Source organism: Pseudomonas sp. (assembly GCF_049590575.1).
Classification (GTDB): domain Bacteria; phylum Pseudomonadota; class Gammaproteobacteria; order Pseudomonadales; family Pseudomonadaceae; genus Aquipseudomonas.
The window spans coordinates 1-17418 of sequence record NZ_JBAWDE010000296.1 but is presented as its reverse complement, the minus strand read 5'-3'; the positions used below and the strand labels follow the sequence as shown (position 1 = coordinate 17418).

At 62.8% G+C, this 17418-nt stretch carries 14 protein-coding genes and 1 pseudogene; 10 read left to right on the top strand and 5 right to left on the bottom strand.

Going from position 1 to position 17418, the window contains the following annotated elements:
• The 9 genes and pseudogenes from WBR57_RS20905 to WBR57_RS20865 form a co-directional block, all read left to right on the top strand.
• A pseudogene (locus WBR57_RS20905) lies at positions 1-573 on the top strand (hypothetical protein); the annotation flags it as partial.
• 33 nt (positions 574-606) lie between these two features.
• Positions 607-1854: an NAD(P)/FAD-dependent oxidoreductase gene (locus WBR57_RS20900; protein ID WP_424086202.1), complete on the top strand. Its 1248-nt coding sequence runs from the start codon at positions 607-609 to the stop codon at positions 1852-1854.
• Positions 1851-2585, top strand: a complete 735-nt coding sequence (locus WBR57_RS20895) for a class I SAM-dependent methyltransferase (protein WP_424086200.1) — start codon at positions 1851-1853, stop codon at positions 2583-2585. Before WBR57_RS20900 ends, WBR57_RS20895 begins: the two co-directional genes overlap by 4 nt.
• Entirely contained in the window at positions 2582-3064 is a 483-nt protein-coding gene (locus WBR57_RS20890; RefSeq protein WP_424086198.1) for a hypothetical protein, read from the top strand. The genes WBR57_RS20895 and WBR57_RS20890 overlap by 4 nt, the downstream gene beginning before the upstream one ends.
• Complete coding sequence (locus tag WBR57_RS20885) at positions 3061-4227, top strand: beta-ketoacyl-[acyl-carrier-protein] synthase family protein (protein WP_424086195.1); 1167 nt, start codon at positions 3061-3063, stop codon at positions 4225-4227. The genes WBR57_RS20890 and WBR57_RS20885 overlap by 4 nt, the downstream gene beginning before the upstream one ends.
• Positions 4224-4685 (top strand): hotdog family protein, encoded by a 462-nt coding sequence (locus WBR57_RS20880; RefSeq protein WP_424086193.1) that lies wholly within the window; start codon positions 4224-4226, stop codon positions 4683-4685. Before WBR57_RS20885 ends, WBR57_RS20880 begins: the two co-directional genes overlap by 4 nt.
• Entirely contained in the window at positions 4682-5410 is a 729-nt protein-coding gene (locus WBR57_RS20875; protein WP_424086191.1) for a 3-ketoacyl-ACP reductase FabG2, read from the top strand. Before WBR57_RS20880 ends, WBR57_RS20875 begins: the two co-directional genes overlap by 4 nt.
• Positions 5410-6636 (top strand): beta-ketoacyl-ACP synthase, encoded by a 1227-nt coding sequence (locus WBR57_RS20870; protein ID WP_424086189.1) that lies wholly within the window; start codon positions 5410-5412, stop codon positions 6634-6636. Before WBR57_RS20875 ends, WBR57_RS20870 begins: the two co-directional genes overlap by 1 nt.
• 26 nt (positions 6637-6662) lie before the next feature.
• A complete protein-coding gene (locus WBR57_RS20865; RefSeq protein ID WP_424086187.1) occupies positions 6663-7082 on the top strand; it encodes a hypothetical protein in 420 nt (139 codons plus the stop codon).
• On the opposite strand, the gene WBR57_RS20860 is transcribed toward WBR57_RS20865, so the two are convergent.
• Complete coding sequence (locus tag WBR57_RS20860) at positions 7051-8007, bottom strand: LysR substrate-binding domain-containing protein (RefSeq protein ID WP_424086185.1); 957 nt, start codon at positions 8005-8007, stop codon at positions 7051-7053. The two genes, WBR57_RS20865 and WBR57_RS20860, sit on opposite strands and share 32 nt — an antisense overlap.
• A gap of 124 nt (positions 8008-8131) precedes the next feature.
• On the opposite strand from WBR57_RS20860, the gene WBR57_RS20855 reads away from it, so the two are divergent.
• The gene (locus WBR57_RS20855) at positions 8132-9406 is read left to right on the top strand and encodes an MFS transporter (RefSeq protein ID WP_424086182.1); all 1275 of its coding nucleotides are present in this window, start codon (positions 8132-8134) and stop codon (positions 9404-9406) included.
• Between the two features lie 58 nt (positions 9407-9464).
• Here WBR57_RS20855 and hemE read toward each other — a convergent pair whose 3' ends face one another.
• From hemE to WBR57_RS20835, 4 genes are all read right to left on the bottom strand, one after another.
• Entirely contained in the window at positions 9465-10532 is a 1068-nt protein-coding gene (hemE, locus tag WBR57_RS20850) for a uroporphyrinogen decarboxylase (protein WP_012721820.1), read from the bottom strand.
• A 241-nt stretch (positions 10533-10773) separates the two neighbouring features.
• Positions 10774-12192: an FAD-dependent oxidoreductase gene (locus tag WBR57_RS20845; protein WP_233893464.1), complete on the bottom strand. Its 1419-nt coding sequence runs from the start codon at positions 12190-12192 to the stop codon at positions 10774-10776.
• Positions 12193-12224: 32 nt separating this feature from the next.
• Positions 12225-16670: a glutamate synthase large subunit gene (gene gltB / locus WBR57_RS20840; protein WP_424086179.1), complete on the bottom strand. Its 4446-nt coding sequence runs from the start codon at positions 16668-16670 to the stop codon at positions 12225-12227.
• 348 nt (positions 16671-17018) lie between these two features.
• Positions 17019-17418 (bottom strand): SPOR domain-containing protein (locus WBR57_RS20835; RefSeq protein ID WP_424086177.1); only part of this gene is annotated, 400 nt, incomplete at its 5' end.

Genomic DNA, 17418 nt, shown 5'->3' with positions numbered 1-17418 from the left:
CTGTGGCTCGGCCCGGTCGACGGCGGCGTGGCGGCGATGGTCAGCCTGCAAGGCTTGAACAACCCGGCGCTGCTGCGCGTGCAAGCGTTGGATTTGCCCGGCGTGCAGCTGGTGGATCGCCTGGGCGACTTGAACCGGGTGTTCGCCGACACGCAGATCAGCGCGGCCGAATTGAAGCTGGCGTCGTGCGTGTTGATCGTGCTGTTGCTGATCCTGCCGTTCGGCGTCGGCGGCGCCCTGCGCATTGTCGCCCTGCCGCTGCTGGCTGCGCTGTGCAGCCTGGCCAGCCTGGGTTGGCTGGGCCAGCCGCTGACCTTGTTCAGCCTGTTCGGCCTGCTGTTGGTCACGGCCATCAGCGTCGACTACGCGATTTTGATGCGCGAACAAATCGGCGGCCCTGCCGTCAGTCTTTTAGGCACGCTGCTGGCGGCGCTGACGACCTGGTTGTCGTTTGGCCTGCTGGCGGTGTCGAGTACACCCGCTGTGAGTAATTTCGGTCTATCGGTCAGCCTGGGCCTGGCATTCAGCTTTATGCTGGCGCCCTGGGCCGGCCATCAGAAGCACGCCTCATGAATGTGATTATCGCCAATCTGGCAAGGAGCCTTCGTGCCCACAGTTGAAATGGAACGTCGCCAGGTGGTGGTGATCGGTGCCGGCCCGTCCGGTGCCATTGCCGCCGCACTGCTAAAGCGCAACGGGCATGATGTATTGATTATCGAGCGCCAGCATTTTCCGCGGTTCTCGATTGGTGAAAGCCTGTTGTCACACTGCATCGACTTTATCGAAGAGGCCGGGATGCTCGACGCCGTGCAGGCGGCGGGGTTCCAGGTGAAAACCGGCGCGGCGTTCGCCTGGGGCGAGCGCTACAGCGCGTTTGATTTCGGCGACACGTTCAGCAACGGCAAGCCGACCACCTTCCAGGTGCAGCGCGCCGAGTTCGACAAGCTGCTGGCCGATCAGGCGGCGCTGCAAGGCGTGGAAATCCGCTACGGCGAAACTATCGTCGGCGTGGATTTTTCCGGCGAGTGCCGCTACCTGCACGTGCGCCGTGAGAACGGCAGCGAGTACCACCTCAAGGCCAAGTTCGTGCTCGACGCCAGCGGCTACGGCCGCGTGCTGCCGCGCCTGCTCGACCTTGAAGCGCCGTCGAACTTTCCGCTGCGCCAGGCGGTGTTCACCCACGTCGAAGACCGCATCGAACACCCAGGTTTTGACCGCACCAAGATCCTCGTGACCACCCACCCCACCCGCCGCGATATCTGGTTCTGGACCATCCCGTTCAGCAACGGCCGCTGCTCGGTGGGCGTGGTCGCGGCCAAGGAGCATTTCGACGGCCGCGACAGCGACCTCGACGCCTGCCTGCGCAGCTTTATCGATGAAACCCCAAGCCTTTCCGGTGTGCTGCAAAACGCCGTGTGGGATACGCCGGCGCGGACCATCGGTGGCTACTCGGCCAACGTCAAAACCCTGCACGGCCCAGGATTTGCGCTGCTGGGCAATGCGGCGGAATTCCTCGACCCGGTGTTCTCCTCCGGCGTAACCATCGCCATGCGCTCGGCGAGCATGGCGGCCGCCCTGTTGCATCGCCAGTTGAGCGGCGAGGCGGTGGACTGGCAAAGCGAATTCGCCGAGCCGCTCAAGCGCGGAGTCGACACCTTCCGCTGCTACGTCGAAGGCTGGTACGCCGGCACGTTCCAGGACGTCATTTTCCATCCGGGCAGCGCGCCGGAGATTCGCCGGATGATCAGCTCGATCCTCGCCGGTTACGCCTGGGATGAACGTAACCCGTTTGTCAGCGAGCCCAAACGGCGGCTGCGGATGTTGTCGGAAATTTGTGCAGGGGATGCCGCGTGAGCAGTCAGTATCTCAGTAAGAACTACGTCGAAGAAACCAAGTTCGGCTTCTGGTTCCTGCGCAGCCACACCTGGCAGCATCACGTGTTGCGCGTAGCGATCAACGACCTGCGCGGTTTGTTCAGCGAGCCATTGCCGGAGGCGCCAGTGCTGCTGGACGCCGGTTGTGGCCAGGGCAAGTCCTTCAAGTTGCTGCACCAGGTATTTGCACCGGCGCGCTTGATCGGCCTGGATGCCGACCTTCACAGCCTGGAACTGAGCCGCACAGAAGCTGCGCGCCAGGGCCTGGCCGTCGAGCTGATCGGCAGCGACTGCGCCACCCTCGAGGTGCCCGACGCCAGCGTCGATATCCTGTTCTGCCACCAGACCTTCCACCATCTGGTCGAACAACAGCGTGCGCTGAACGAGTTTTACCGAGTGCTCAAGCCGGGCGGCTATTTGCTGTTTGCCGAGTCCACCGAAGCCTATATCGACACCTGGGTGATTCGCTGGCTGTTCCGCCACCCGATGCACGTGCAGAAAAGTGCCGAGCAATACCTGCAGATGCTGCGCGAGCAGGGTTTTGAATTCGGTGCGCAGAACGTCTCGTACCCGTATTTGTGGTGGAGCCGCGCCACGGATTTCGGCCTGTTGGAACGCTGGGGCCTGCGCCAGGCGCCACCGGTGGGACAACGCGAGGAAACGCTGGTCAACTGCGTGGCGCGCAAACCCTTGGCGAGCGCGCCAACATGATGCGCATGCTGTTGATCGGTTGCCTGATGCTGCTCAGCGCCTGCGCCAGCCAGCCGCCGCTGCCGGAGAAAACGCCGCCGCTGGTGCTGCCGATGCAGTTGCATGTACAGCGCCTGGCTGACGGCCAGCGCCAGGACTCATTGCTGGTGATCCAGCGCGAAAACGGCGGCATTCGCTGGTCGATGATGGACCCGCTGGGCATCCCTCAGGCCCGGCAAAAGCTGATCAATGGCGAATGGCAGGCCGATGGCTTACTGCCGCCCAACCCGCAGGCACGCGAGCTGTTTGCTGCGTTGCTGTTCGCCCTGACCTCGGCGGATGAGCTACGCGCGCTTTACCCGAGCGCCGAAGCCAGGGACCTCACGCGGACGCTGCCGGGGCATTGGCAAATCGTCTATCAGTCTTCAGAGGTGTTCAGCGTGAATATCGCGGGCCAGCCCTTGAGCTATCGCATCACGCCGCTGGGGGCTGCGCAATGACCGTCTACCTCAATGCACTGGGCCTGATCTGCGCCTTGGGCCGTGGCCAGGACGAAGTCAGCCGCAGCCTGTTTGCCGGTGACTGCGCGGGTATGCGCGCCGAAAGCGGCTGGGTGCCGGAGCGCGTGCTGCCGGTGGGCGGTGTGTACGGCGAGTTGGTGACCATCCCGGTGGAGTTGGGCCAGCAAAGCAGCCGCAACAACCAATTACTGCTGGAGGCGGCGTTGCAGATCGAGGCCGATATCCGCCAGGCAATCGAGTGTTACGGCGCATCGCGAGTCGGCATCGTGCTGGGCACCAGCACCTCGGGCATTGATGAAGCCAGCCGTGGCATTGCCCAGTACCTGCGCGACCAGCAGTTCCCCGGCGACTACGACTACCAGCAACAGGAACTCAGCGCGCCAGCGAACTTCCTCGCCGACTGGCTGCAACTGAGCGGCCCGGCGTATGTGATTTCCACCGCCTGCACCTCCAGCGCCCGCGCGCTGATGAGCGCCCAGCGCCTGCTGGACCTGGGCGTGTGCGACGCGGTGATCTGCGGCGGCGTCGACAGCTTGTGCAAGTTGACGCTCAACGGCTTCAGTTCACTGGAAGCGGTGTCGAACCAGCGCTGCAATCCGTTTTCGGCGAACCGCGACGGCATCAATATCGGCGAAGCCGCGGTGCTGTTTCTGATGAGCCGCGAGGCTGCGCCCATCGCTTTGCTCGGCAGCGGCGCCAGTTGCGACGCGCACCATATCTCCGCGCCGGAGCCCACCGGCAAAGGCGCCTTGCAGGCGATGCGCAAGGCCCTGGCCAGTGCCAGGCTCGCTCCCGAGCAGATCGGCTACTTGAACCTGCACGGCACCGCCACCCAACATAACGACGCCATGGAAAGCCTGGCCGTCGCCAGTCTGTTCCCGCAGGGCGTGGCCTGCTCATCGACCAAGCCCATGAGCGGCCACACCCTGGGCGCTGCGGGTGCGCTGGAAGCGGCGTTCTGCTGGTTGAGCCTGGCTCACGGCAAGGTGCCCCCGCATGTGTGGGACGGCCACGCCGACCCGGCACTGCCCGCCCTGCAATGGGCGCACACCGGCGACCCCCTGGAAAAACGCTGCCTGATGAGCAACTCGTTTGCCTTCGGCGGCAATAACGTCAGCCTGATTATCGGAGAGGCCCCATGATCGATTGGCCACTCGCCGAACTGCTGCCCCATGCGGGCGACATGATCCTGATCGACCAGGTGCTGTCGTTCGATGACGAGCAGGTTCACACCCACGCCACCGTCAAGCCCGGCGGCCTGTTCAACCGCGCGGACGGCAGCCTGCCGGCCTGGGTCGGCATTGAGCTGATGGCACAAAGCGTCGCCGCCTACGCCGGTTGCCGCGCGCGCCAGAAAGGCGCAGCGGTGGAACTCGGCTTCCTGCTGGGCACACGTAAGTTCGAGTGCAACGTGGAATCCTTCCCGGCAGGCGCCGAGTTGAGTATTCACGGCTTGCGCTCGCTGGAAGACGACAACGGCATGGGTGTGTTCGAATGCCACCTGACCGGTGACGGTATCCAGGCCAGCGCCCGCTTGAATGTATTTCGACCGCCCCAGGCGGCCAACTATTTAGATGAATCGAAGGACCCAACGTCATGACTGAATCCGTACTGGTCACCGGCTCCAGCCGTGGCATCGGCCGCGCCATCGCTCTGCGCCTGGCCCAGGCCGGGCATGACCTCGTACTGCATTGCCGCAGTGGCCGCGCGGAGGCCGACGCGGTAAAGGTCGAGATCGAAGCGCTGGGCCGCACGGCGCGGGTGCTGCAATTCGACGTGGCGGACCGCGCCAGCTGCAAGGAAATCCTTGAGGCCGATGTGGAGCAACATGGCGCGTATTACGGCGTGGTGCTGAATGCCGGCCTGACCCGCGACGGCGCCTTCCCGGCCTTGTCCGAAGACGATTGGGACGTGGTGATGCGCACCAACCTCGACGGTTTCTACAACGTGCTGCACCCGGTGATGATGCCGATGATTCGTCGTCGCGCACCGGGGCGCATCGTGTGTATCACGTCGGTGTCCGGGCTGATCGGCAACCGTGGCCAGGTCAACTACAGCGCGTCCAAAGCCGGCCTGATTGGTGCCGCCAAGGCCCTGGCGATCGAGCTGGGCAAGCGCAAGATCACCGTCAACTGCGTGGCCCCCGGCTTGATCGACACCGCGATGCTGGATGAAAACGTACCGGTGGAAGAACTGATGAAGATGATCCCGGCGCAACGCATGGGCACCCCGCAAGAGGTGGCCGGCGCGGTGAATTTCCTGATGTCGGCCGAAGCCGGCTACATCACGCGCCAGGTGTTGGCCGTGAACGGAGGCTTGTGCTGATGAAACGTGTCGTCGTCACCGGCATGGCCGGCATCACCTCCCTGGGCAGCGATTGGGACACCATCGCCGCCAACTTTCGCGCCAACCGCAGCGGCATCCGGCGCATGGACGAGTGGGACCGCTTCACCGAATTGAACACGCGCCTGGCCGGGCCGATCGACGACTTCGTGGTACCCGCGCACTGGACACGCAAGCAGCTGCGCAGCATGGGCCGGGTATCGCGCCTGGCGGTGTGGGCGGCGGAGCAGGCATTGCAGGACGCCGGTTTGCTCGGTGACGAATCGATCAAGGACGGACGCATGGGCGTGGCCTGCGGCTCATCCACCGGCAGCACCGACGAGATCAAGGCCTTTGGCAATATGCTGCTGAACTCGGTGGCCGAAGGGCTGAATGCCAACTCCTATGTGCGCATGATGCCGCACACCACGGCGGCGAATATCAGCATCTTTTTTGGCCTGACCGGGCGGCTGATCCCCACGTCCAGCGCCTGCACCAGCGGCAGCCAGGGCATCGGCTATGCCTACGAGGCGATCAAGTTCGGCCGCCTGCCATTGATGCTCGCCGGCGGCGCCGAAGAGCTGTGCCCGACCGAAGCCATGGTCTTCGACGCGCTCTACGCCACCAGCCTGAAAAACGATGCGCCGCAGACCAGCCCACGCCCTTACGACAGTGGCCGCGATGGCCTGGTGATCGGTGAAGGCGGCGGCATGTTGGTGCTCGAAGAGCTGGAGCACGCCCTGGCGCGCGGTGCGCATATCCATGCCGAACTCGTCGGTTTCGGCAGCAATGCCGACGGCCAGCACACCACCCGCCCGGAACAGAAAACCATGCGCCGCGCGATGGAGCTGGCCCTGGAAGATGCCGGGCTTACTCCCGATGCCATCGGCTACGTGAATGGCCACGGCACCGCCACCGACCAGGGCGACATCGCCGAAACCCTGGCCACCAGCAGCCTGTTCGGCAGCCGCATGCCGATCAGCTCGCAGAAAAGCTTCCTCGGCCACACCCTGGGCGCGTGCGGCGCGCTGGAATCCTGGTTCAGCATCGAGATGATGAACCGCGACCAGTACGTGCACACCTTCAACCTGGATAGCGTCGACCCGCAATGCGGCGAGCTGGATTACCTGCAGGGTGAGTTTCGCGAGATGCACCACGACTACGTGATGAACAACAACTTTGCCTTTGGCGGCGTGAACACCTCGCTGATCTTCCGCCGCTGGTCCTGACTTTTTAATCGATTGGAGAAAACGGAATGTCTTCCTTGCTACGCGCTACCTTCATCACCCTGGCCCTGTTGGCTACCGCAGGCTGCACCAGCAAGCCGGTGCTCAACACCCAGCATGACCTGTCGGCCAACACCCCGGTCAGCGACGAAAAGATCAAAACCATCATCGTCAACGCCCTGCAAAAGCGCGAATGGACCGTGCAACGCCTGAGCCCCCAGCTGGTGCAGGCCGAGATCACCGTGCGTAACCAGTATTACGCGGCGATCGACATCCGTTACACCCGCAACAGCTACGCCATCACCTACCGCGACAGCCGCGACCTGGGCTACAAGGACGGCAAGATCCATCGCAACTACAACCGTTGGGTGAGCATGCTGGATCGCGACATCCTGGCGGCGTTGCGCAGCAGCGGTGTTAATGCGTCGGGGGCTTCGCCGCAGAACTGAAACCTGCCGGACCTGTGGCGAGCGGGCTCGCCACAACAAGCCCGCTCGCCACCAACAACTCCACAAACGCCTTCGCCCTCGGCGACTGCGCGCCCTTGCGTTGCACCAGCCACACCGCCGTCATCGCCTCCTGATCGAGCAAGGTGCGATACACCACGCCATCGATGCGGATGCGCTGGTAAGACGCCGGCAGCACCGACACGCCCAACCCCGCCGCCACCAGACCGATGATGGTCATCGCCTCCCCCGCCTCCTGGGCAAAGTGCGGGCTGAAGCCCGCGTCCCGCGCCAGGTTGAGCAGCTGGGCATACAGGCCACTGCCGTAAGTGCGTGGGAAAAACACAAACGGTTCGTCAGCCAGTTGCTTCAAATGCAAACCGCGCTCGCTGCCTTGCACCAGGGGATGGCCGGCGTTGAGTACGGCGACCAAGGGCTCGCGCATCAACTCGATCACACTCAGCGAATCCGGCAACGGCAGCGGGCGCATCAGCCCAACCTGGATCGACTCATCCACCAGCGACTCAGCCACCTCGGTGCTGCTCATTTCCTGCAGGTTCAAGTGCACCGCCGGAAAGGCCTGGCGAAACGCGAAGATCGCCTGCGGAATGCTCGAGTTGAACGGCGCCGACGACGTGAAGCCGATCTTCAATTCCCCCAGCTCACCCAACTGCGCACGGCGTGCCACATCGGCGGCCTTGTCGACCTGCGCCAGCACCAGCCGCGCTTCCTGCAAAAACAGGCGACCGGCCTCGCTCAGCTCGACCCGACGGTTGGTGCGTTCAAACAAGCGCGCGCCCACTTCTTGCTCCAGGGCCTGGATCTGCTGACTCAACGGCGGCTGCGAGATGCCCAGCACCTGCGCGGCGCGGCCAAAATGCAGTTCTTCGGCGACGGCGATGAAGTACCGCAGGTGACGTAATTCCATGCAAATTCCATTAGGTCGTAAAAGCTATCAAACAGGTCGAACAATATATTGGAAAGAATCATTAGCCGGCTATATGCTTTTTTGCATTGCCAGTCCTGGCAGGCTTTTCCTCGCCGAGGTCCCCGTGAAATCTGCTGTCGCTCCACTCGCTCAAGAAGTCCCACCTACCGCCCTGGATGAAGTGGTGGCCCAGCTCAACGAGCACTACATCGAAAAAGGCACGCCGATGTTCATGCGCACGGTGCTGGCGCTGTTTTCCGGCGGTTTCGCCACCTTTGCCCTGCTGTATTGCGTACAGCCGATGATGCCGGCGCTGTCCCACGAGTTTTCCATCAACGCGGCGCAGAGCAGCCTGATCCTGTCGGTGGCCACGGCGATGCTGGCCTTCGGGCTGCTGATCACCGGGCCGATTTCCGACACCCTCGGGCGCAAACCGGTGATGGTCGCCGCGCTGTTCTGTGCAGCCCTGGCCACCATCGCCAGCGGCCTGATGCCGTCCTGGGAGGGCATCCTGCTGATGCGTGCACTGGTCGGCCTGTCCCTGAGCGGCTTGGCCGCCGTGGCCATGACGTACCTCAGCGAAGAGATCCACCCGCAACACATCGGCCTGGCCATGGGCCTGTACATCGGCGGCAACGCCATTGGCGGCATGAGCGGGCGCCTGATCATGGGCGTGCTGATCGACTTCGTCAGTTGGCACACCGCCACACTCATCATCGGCGCGCTGGCGCTGATCGCGGCCACGGTGTTCTGGAAAATCCTCCCGGAATCGCGCAACTTCCGCGCCAGCAGCCTCAAGCCGCGCAGCCTGATGGACGGCTTCGTGATGCACTTCAAGGACGCCGGCCTGCCGTGGCTGTTCCTCGAAGCATTCCTGCTGATGGGCGCGTTTGTGACGATGTTCAACTACATCGGCTATCGCCTGCTGGCTTCGCCTTATGAGCTGAGCCAGGCAGTGGTCGGCCTGTTGTCGCTGGTGTACCTCTCAGGCATCTACAGCTCGGCGAAAATCGGCTCGCTGGCCGACCGCCTTGGCCGCCGCCGCGTGCTGTGGGGCACCATCGTGCTGATGCTGTGCGGCATGCTGCTGACCCTGTTCACGCCGCTGTGGCTGGTGGTGCCGGGCATGCTGATCTTCACCTTCGGCTTCTTCGGCGCGCACTCGGTGGCGAGCAGCTGGATCGGCCGGCGCGCGGTCAAGGCCAAGGGGCAAGCGTCGTCGTTGTACCTGTTCTGCTACTACGTGGGATCGAGCATTGCAGGCACGGCGGGCGGGTTCTTCTGGCACTTTGCCGGGTGGAATGGGATTGGCGGGTTTATCGTGGCGCTGTTGATCGGCGCGTTGCTGGTAGCGTTGAAGCTGGCGAAGTTGCCGCCGCTGGGCCATGTGAAAGCCTGAGGATTTCTGGCTTTTAATGTGGGAGGGGGCAAGCCCCCTCCCACATTTGTTGTGCGTGTTATTCGTGGTACTGCGCCGACAACTCATGCACCGCGCGCAGGAATGCGCCGGCATGCTCCGGGTTCACTTCCGGGGTGATGCCGTGGCCGAGGTTGAACACGTGCCCGGTGCCCTTGCCGTAGCTGGCCAGGATGCGACCGACTTCGGTGCGGATCGCTTCCGGTTTGGCGTAGAGCACGGTCGGGTCCATGTTGCCTTGCAGCGCAACTTGGCCACCCACACGACGGCGGGCTTCGCCGATGTCGCAGGTCCAGTCCAGGCCCAGCGCATCGGCGCCGGCGTCGGCGATGCTTTCCAGCCACAGGCCGCCGCCCTTGGTGAACAGGATCACCGGCACCTTGCGACCCTCGTGCTCGCGGATCAGGCCGCTGACGATCTTGCGCATATAGGCCAGGGAGAATTCCTGGTACGCCGCCGCCGACAGGTTGCCGCCCCAGGTGTCGAAGATCTGCACCGCTTGCGCGCCGGCCATGATCTGGCCGTTGAGGTAAGACGTCACCGACTGCGCCAGCTTGTCCAGCAGCAAGTGCATGGCTTGCGGGTTGTCGTAGAGCATGGCCTTGGTCTTGCGGAAGTCTTTCGACGAGCCGCCTTCGACCATGTAAGTGGCCAGGGTCCACGGGCTGCCGGAGAAGCCGATCAGCGGCACGCGGCCGTTCAGCTCGCGGCGGATGGTGCTCACGGCGTCCATCACGTAGCCCAGGTCTTTGTGCGGATCAGGAATCGGCAGGGCTTCGATATCGGCCAGGGTGCTGACGACTTTCTTGAAGCGCGGGCCTTCGCCGGTTTCAAAATACAGGCCTTGGCCCATGGCGTCGGGGATGGTCAGGATATCGGAGAAGAGGATCGCCGCGTCCAGTTGTGGGTAGCGGTCCAGCGGCTGCATCGTGACTTCGCAGGCGAACTCCGGGTTCATGCACAGGCTCATGAAGTCGCCGGCGTTGGCGCGACTGGCGCGGTATTCCGGCAGGTAGCGACCGGCCTGGCGCATCATCCACACAGGGGTGACGTCCACGGGTTGCTTGAGCAGGGCACGAAGGAAACGGTCGTTCTTGAGGGCAGTCATGTCGGCATCCGCAAAAAAAGTGCGGGCATTTTCTCAGAGCGCGACGCAAAAGGCACGGAATGCGCCGTGCCTTTTGTCTATCGGGTCAATTTGTCGCGGATATGGAAGCGCTGCAAAACCAATGTGGGAGGGGGCTTGCCCCCGATTGCAGTGTGTCAGTTTCAATATCCGTAACTGAACCAACGCTATCGGGGGCAAGCCCCCTCCCACAGTTTGATCCCATTCCAATCCGGGATCGAGATCAGACTTGCAGGTAATCCAGGATCCCTTCGGCGGCATTGCGGCCTTCGAAGATCGCCGTCACCACCAGGTCAGACCCGCGCACCATGTCGCCACCGGCGAAGATCTTCGGGTTGCTGGTCTGGTGTTTGTACTGGCCTTGTTCCGGGGCTACCACGCGGCCCTGGCTGTCGGTCTGGATTTCGAACTGCTCGAACCACGGCGCCGGGCTTGGGCGGAAACCGAAGGCGATGACCACGGCGTCGGCCGGGATGATCTCTTCGGAACCCGGGATCGGCTCAGGGCTGCGACGGCCACGGGCGTCCGGTTCGCCAAGACGGGTCTCGACCACCTTCACGCCTTCGACGCGGTCTTCACCGACAATGGCGATCGGCTGGCGGTTGTAGAGGAATTTCACGCCTTCTTCCTTGGCGTTCTTCACCTCTTTGCGCGAGCCGGGCATGTTGGCTTCGTCGCGGCGATAGGCACAGGTCACCGACTTGGCGCCCTGGCGGATCGACGTGCGGTTGCAGTCCATCGCGGTGTCGCCACCGCCGAGTACCACGACCTTCTTGCCTTTCATGTCGACGAAATCTTCCGGCGACTTTTCAAAGCCCAGGTTGCGGTTGACGTTGGCGATCAGGAAGTCGAGCGCGTCGTACACGCCCGGCAGGTCCTCACCGGCAAAACCGCCCTTCATGTAGGTGTAGGTGCCCATGCCCATGAATACCGCATCGTATTCTTCGAGCAGTTGCTCCATGGTGATGTCTTTGCCGATCTCGGTGTTCAGGCGGAATTCGATGCCCATGCCGGTGAACACTTCGCGGCGATTGCTCAACACGGTCTTTTCCAGCTTGAACTCGGGGATGCCGAAGGTCAGCAGGCCACCGATTTCCGGGTTCTTGTCGAACACCACCGGGGTCACGCCGCCACGCACCAGCACGTCGGCACAGCCCAGGCCCGCCGGGCCCGCGCCGATGATCGCGACGCGCTTGCCGGTCGGCTTGACCTTGGACATGTCCGGGCGCCAGCCCATGGCGAACGCGGTGTCGGTGATGTACTTCTCGACCGAGCCGATGGTCACCGCGCCGAAGCCGTCGTTGAGGGTGCAGGCACCCTCGCACAGACGGTCCTGCGGGCACACCCGGCCGCAGACTTCCGGCAGGGTGTTGGTCTGGTGCGACAGCTCGGCGGCGGCGAGGATGTTGCCCTCGGCCACCAATTTGAGCCAGTTGGGAATGAAGTTGTGCACCGGGCACTTCCATTCGCAATACGGGTTACCGCAACCCAGGCAGCGGTGGGCCTGGTCGGCCGAGTGCTGGGGTTTGAAGGGTTCGTAGATTTCCACGAACTCTTTCTTGCGTTGACGCAACAGTTTCTTCTTCGGATCTTTGCGCCCGACATCGATGAACTGGAAGTCGTTATTCAGACGTTCAGCCATGTTAAAACCTCATCAAACTCTTCAGGCGCATATCACTGCGGGTTGGCACGGATGCTGGAAAGCAACGATTTCAGGTTGGCAGCCTTGGGCTTGACCAGCCAGAAACGACGCAGGTAATCATCGAGGTTTTCGGCGAGGTTGCGGCCCCATTCGCTGCCGGTCTCCTCGACGTACTCGTCCAGCACGTGCTGCAAGTGGTTCCGGTAGGATTCCATGGCTTCGCCGCTGATCCGCTGGATCTCGACCAACTCGTGGTTGACCTTGTCGACGAAGGTGTTGTCCTGGTCGAGCACGTAGGCGAAACCGCCGGTCATGCCCGAACCGAAGTTGTAACCGGTCTTGCCCAGTACCGCGACAAAGCCCCCGGTCATGTACTCGCAGCAGTGATCGCCCGTGCCTTCCACCACGGTGTGGGCACCGGAGTTACGCACGGCGAAACGCTCACCGGCAGTCCCGGCGGCGAACAGCTTGCCACCGGTGGCGCCGTACAGGCAGGTGTTGCCGATGATCGCGCTTTCCTGCGACTTGTAGACGCTGCCGATGGGCGGAACGATCACCAGCTTGCCGCCGGTCATGCCCTTGCCCACGTAGTCGTTGGCGTCGCCTTCGAGGTACATGTTCAGGCCACCGGCATTCCACACGCCGAAGCTCTGGCCCGCAGTGCCCTTGAAGCGGAAGGTGATCGGCGCTTTCGCCATCCCCTGGTTGCCGTGCTTGCGTGCGATTTCGCCGGAGACGCGTGCGCCGATGGAACGGTCGCAGTTGCAGATATCCAGAGCGAATTCGCCACCGCTGGCGTCGTTGATCGAGGAGCCGGCCATGTCGACCATCTTCTCGGCCAACAGGCCTTTGTCGAACGGCGGGTTGCGGTCTACCTGGCAGAATTGCGGCTTGTCTGCCGGGATGTGATCGCTGCCCAACAGCGGCGTCAGGTCCAGGTGGTTCTGCTTGGCGGTCTGGCCCTCAAGGATATCCAGCAGATCGGTACGGCCGATCAGCTCTTCGAGGGAGCGCACGCCCAGCTTGGCCAGCCACTCACGGGTTTCTTCGGCGACGTAGGTGAAGAAATTCACCACCATGTCGACGGTGCCGATGTAGTGGTCCTTGCGCAGCTTCTCGTTCTGAGTGGCGACGCCAGTGGCGCAGTTGTTCAAGTGGCAGATGCGCAGGTATTTGCAACCCAGGGCGATCATTGGCGCGGTGCCGAAGCCGAAGCTTTCGGCGCCGAGGATCGCGGCCTTGATCACGTCGAGGCCGGTTTTCAGGCCGCCGTCGGTCTGCACCCGGACCTTGCCGCGCAAGTCGTTGCCGCGCAGGGTCTGGTGGGTTTCGGCCAGGCCGAGTTCCCACGGTGCGCCGGCGTACTTGATCGAGGTCAGCGGCGAAGCGCCGGTACCGCCGTCGTAGCCGGAGATGGTGATCAGGTCGGCATAGGCCTTGGCCACGCCGGCAGCGATGGTGCCCACGCCGGCTTCCGCGACCAGTTTCACCGAGACCAGCGCCTGCGGGTTGACTTGTTTCAAGTCGAAAATCAGCTGCGACAAATCCTCGATCGAGTAGATGTCGTGGTGCGGCGGCGGCGAAATCAGGGTCACGCCCGGCACTGCGTAACGCAGCTTGGCGATCAGGCCGTTGACCTTGCCACCTGGCAGTTGCCCGCCCTCACCCGGCTTGGCGCCCTGGGCGACTTTGATCTGCAGCACTTCGGCGTTGACCAGGTATTCCGGGGTCACACCAAAACGACCCGTCGCGACCTGCTTGATTTTCGAGCTCTTGATGGTGCCGTAGCGCGCCGGGTCTTCACCGCCTTCGCCGGAGTTGGAACGCGCACCCAGGCGGTTCATGGCTTCGGCCAGGGCTTCGTGAGCTTCGGGCGACAAGGCGCCGAGGGAAATACCGGCGGAGTCGAAGCGCTTGAGGATCGATTCCAGTGGTTCGATTTCGCTGATGGCCAGCGGCGTGTCCAGGGTTTTCACCTTGAACAGGTCACGAATCATCGACACCGGGCGGTTATCCACCAGCGCGGTGTAGACCTTGAATTTGGCGTAGTCGCCCTGCTGCACGGCGGCTTGCAGGGTGCTGACCACGTCCGGGTTGTAGGCGTGGTATTCGCCACCGTGCACGAACTTGAGCAGGCCACCTTGCTGGATCGGCTTGCGCGCGCTCCAGGCTTCGGCAGCCAGGGCTTTCTGTTCGGCTTCGATGTCGACGAAACGCGCACCCTTGATGCGGCTCGGCACGCCACGGAAGCTCAGCTCGCAAACCTCTTCGGACAGGCCGATGGCTTCGAACAGCTGTGCGCCACGGTAAGACGTGACGGTGGAGATGCCCATCTTCGACAGGATCTTCAGCAAGCCCTTGGTGATGCCCTTACGGTAGTTCTTGAACACCTCATAAAGGTCGCCCAGCACTTCACCGGTCCGGATCAGGTCGCCCAGCACTTCGTACGCGAGGAACGGGTAGACCGCCGAGGCGCCGAAACCGATCAGCACCGCAAAGTGGTGCGGGTCACGGGCAGTGGCGGTTTCGACGAGGATGTTGGAGTCGCAACGCAGGCCCTTTTCGGTCAGGCGATGGTGCACCGCGCCGGTCGCCAGCGAGGCGTGGATCGGCAGCTTGCCTGGGGCGATGTGACGGTCAGTCAGCACGATCTGCGTACGACCGGCGCGCACGGCTTCTTCAGCCTGATCGGCGACGTTACGCACAGCGGCTTCAAGGCCGAGGCTCTCGTCGTAGTTCAGGTCGATGATCTGGCGGTCGAAACCCGGGCGTTCCAGGGTCATCAACGAGCGCCACTTGGCCGGCGAGATAACCGGCGAGCTGAGGATCACGCGCGAAGCGTGCTCCGGCGATTCCTGGAAGATGTTGCGCTCGGCACCGAGGCACACTTCCAGCGACATCACGATGGCTTCACGCAGCGGGTCGATCGGTGGGTTGGTCACCTGGGCGAACTGCTGGCGGAAATAGTCGTACGGCGTGCGCACGCGCTGGGACAGCACGGCCATTGGCGTGTCGTCGCCCATCGAGCCGACGGCCTCGTAGCCTTGCTCGCCGAGCGGGCGCAGCACCTGGTCGCGCTCTTCGAACGTGACCTGGTACATCTTCATGTACTGTTTGAGTTGGTCGACGTCATAAAAAGCCGAACCGTGGTCGTTGTCTTCCATGGTCGCCTGGATGCGCAGGGCGTTCTTGCGCAGCCATTGCTTGTACGGGTGGCGCGACTTCAAGCGGTTGTCGATGGCGTCGGTGTCGAGGATCTGCCCGGTTTCGGTGTCCACGGCCAGGATCTGGCCAGGGCCTACACGGCCTTTGGCGATCACGTCTTCAGGCTTGTAGTCCCACACGCCGATTTCCGAGGCGAGGGTGATGAAACCGTTGGTGGTGGTGACCCAACGCGCCGGACGCAGGCCGTTGCGGTCGAGCAGGCACACCGCGTAGCGGCCGTCGGTCATGACCACGCCGGCCGGGCCGTCCCACGGCTCCATGTGCATCGAGTTGTACTCGTAGAACGCACGCAGGTCCGGGTCCATGGTTTCGACGTTCTGCCACGCAGGCGGAATGATCATGCGCACGCCACGGAACAGGTCGATGCCGCCGGTGACCATCAATTCGAGCATGTTGTCCATGCTCGAGGAGTCGGAACCCACGCGGTTGACCAGCGGGCCGAGCTCTTCGAGGTCCATCAAATCATTGGCGAACTTGGTGCGACGGGCCACAGCCCAGTTGCGGTTGCCGGTGATGGTGTTGATCTCGCCGTTGTGGGCGAGGAAGCGGAATGGCTGGGCCAGCGGCCATTTCGGCAGGGTGTTGGTGGAGAAGCGCTGGTGGAACACGCAGATTGCGGTTTGCAGGCGCTCATCGCTCAGGTCTGGATAGAAGGCGGTCAAATCCGCCGGCATCATCAGGCCTTTATAAATGATGGTCTTGTGCGAAAAGCTGCAGATGTAGTGGTCGGCATCGGCGGCGTTGGCCACGGACGAGCGACGACGCGAGGTGAACAGCTTGATCGCCATGTCCTGGTCGCTCAGGCCGTCGCCGGCGATGAACACTTGCTCGATCTGCGGCAGGCGCTCCAGGGCCAGGCGGCCGAGCACGCTGGTGTCGATCGGCACTTTGCGCCAGCCGACGAGTTGCAGGCCGGCAGCCAGGATCTCGCGGTTCATGTTCTCGCGAGCGGCTTCGGCTTTGACCGGGTCCTGGTTGAAGAACACCATGCCCACGGCGTACTGCTTGGGCAGATCGGCGCCGAAATGCTCTTTGGCGACTGCGCGCAGGAACTGGTCGGGCTTTTGAATCAGCAAGCCGCAACCGTCACCGGTCTTGCCGTCGGCGTTGATCCCACCGCGGTGGGTCATGCAGGTCAGGGCCTCGATGGCCGTTTGCAAAAGGGTATGACTGGGCTCGCCCTGCATATGGGCTATCAGGCCGAAACCGCAGTTATCCTTGAATTCATCGGGTTGGTACAGACCTGCTTTCATAGACACTTTCTCACCAGGCTGCCTCTTATTTCGAGGCAAATTTCTTTTCAATTCAACCGGTTACCTTCCACGCCGAACGTACGCCGGCTTAGCGGGGGCAAAAGGGAGGTCATTGTACACACCGACACGAACGCTCACAAATTTAGCGACGAAATGTCGCAAATCTATGTCGCATTTATGAAAGGTTTAAAGCGATATGCTGTGCTAGTCAAAACTTTTTTAATTCTGACCGCTACGACTCAAAAGTGACTTGCGCAGACACCACAAAGCGCGCGGCCTTCAGGGCTGCACGCTGTGTTGTTTTTTTTGAGGTGCTGAGAGAGCGGCCTGGGTAAGGCCGCCGGGTCTTCAGCGAGCTGTTGCCAGTTCTTGTTGAACGCTGGCGACAGTGCGAGGCCAAGGTTTACCAGCCTGAACCTTCGCTGGCAAGGTTTTGATCGCAGAATCAGCTGCGGCACGGCTGGAGAAATTGCCGTAGGTGATTACGTAGAGAGGCTTGCCGTTGAGCACTTTCTTGAAATAACGGTACTCGCCGCCCTGCTCTTTCACGAACGCCTGGGCGTTGGCTTCGGAGCTGGTGCCGAGAATCTGCACCACAAAGTTACCGGTCGGCTGGCTGCTGTACCAGCTGCTGCCCGCAGCACCGGCCTTGGCAACGGTGGCAGGTTTTTCAGCAGGCTTGGCGGCCGTGGCTGGCTTGGCGGCTGGCGCTGGCGCTGGCACAACAGGCTTGGTCACGGGCGCAGGC

Excerpts from the sequence above, each read along its gene's own strand:
- WBR57_RS20875 (WP_424086191.1), top strand. The coding sequence starts at position 4,682 with ATGACTGAATCCGTACTGGTCACCGGCTCCAGCCGTGGCATCGGCCGC.
- WBR57_RS20865 (WP_424086187.1), top strand. The coding sequence starts at position 6,663 with ATGTCTTCCTTGCTACGCGCTACCTTCATCACCCTGGCCCTGTTGGCT.
- WBR57_RS20870 (WP_424086189.1), top strand. The coding sequence starts at position 5,410 with ATGAAACGTGTCGTCGTCACCGGCATGGCCGGCATCACCTCCCTGGGC.
- WBR57_RS20880 (WP_424086193.1), top strand. The coding sequence starts at position 4,224 with ATGATCGATTGGCCACTCGCCGAACTGCTGCCCCATGCGGGCGACATG.
- gltB (WP_424086179.1), bottom strand. The coding sequence starts at position 16,670 with ATGAAAGCAGGTCTGTACCAACCCGATGAATTCAAGGATAACTGCGGT.
- hemE (WP_012721820.1), bottom strand. The coding sequence starts at position 10,532 with ATGACTGCCCTCAAGAACGACCGTTTCCTTCGTGCCCTGCTCAAGCAA.
- WBR57_RS20845 (WP_233893464.1), bottom strand. The coding sequence starts at position 12,192 with ATGGCTGAACGTCTGAATAACGACTTCCAGTTCATCGATGTCGGGCGC.
- WBR57_RS20890 (WP_424086198.1), top strand. The coding sequence starts at position 2,582 with ATGATGCGCATGCTGTTGATCGGTTGCCTGATGCTGCTCAGCGCCTGC.
- WBR57_RS20885 (WP_424086195.1), top strand. The coding sequence starts at position 3,061 with ATGACCGTCTACCTCAATGCACTGGGCCTGATCTGCGCCTTGGGCCGT.
- WBR57_RS20860 (WP_424086185.1), bottom strand. The coding sequence starts at position 8,007 with ATGGAATTACGTCACCTGCGGTACTTCATCGCCGTCGCCGAAGAACTG.